Raw genomic sequence first — 621 nt, forward strand, 5'->3', positions numbered from 1 at the left:
CCCGGTTGTCGCCCATCACCCAGAGCCCATCGGCAGGCACGGTGACATCGAACGGGATACTCGACGCGGCCGGGGCGTTCTCGCCGTCCTTGATGTACGAGGCCTCATCGAGGGGCTGCCCGTTCACGGTCATCTGCCCCAACGGCGTGCAGCAGACGACGTGATCGCCAGGAAGCCCGATCAGCCGCTTGATGAGGTGATCGTTGGTCTCCTCGGGCGCCAGTCCCACCGCCTGCAGCGTGTTCTCGAACAGCCCGGCGATGGACGTGTCCTCGGCCTGCGGGACGGGCTGAAGCCATCCGCCCGGGTCCTTGAACACGATGACGTCTCCGCGGGAGAGGGGCACGACATCGGGGACGAGCTCGTTGACGATGATGCGGTCGTCCTGCACCAGCGTGTTGTTCATCGAAGACGACGGAATGTAGAACGACCGCACGAGGAACGTCTTGACCAGGCTGGAAACCAGAACCGCTACCAGGACGATGACCACCACGTCTCGGAGGAACAGCAGCGCCCCGTGCCGCCGCCGCTGCGGCGGGCGTCGGCTGGTCAGGGGCACGGACTCAGCCGGCGTCGTCATGCTGAGAAGGCTACGTCCGCCGGTCCTGCTTGAAAGACCAC

General features: G+C 65.7%; 1 protein-coding gene. It reads right to left on the reverse strand.

Features of this window, described 5'->3' with window-relative positions; all coding sequences use genetic code 11:
- Nucleotides 1–580, reverse strand: a 580-nt coding sequence (gene lepB, locus C5C54_RS17525) for a signal peptidase I (RefSeq protein WP_104288912.1), incomplete at its 3' end; no start/stop codon positions are given.
- Nucleotides 581–621 lie beyond the last annotated feature (41 nt).

It is taken from the genome of Rathayibacter sp. AY1F2 (assembly GCF_002930885.1).
GTDB lineage: Bacteria > Actinomycetota > Actinomycetes > Actinomycetales > Microbacteriaceae > Rathayibacter.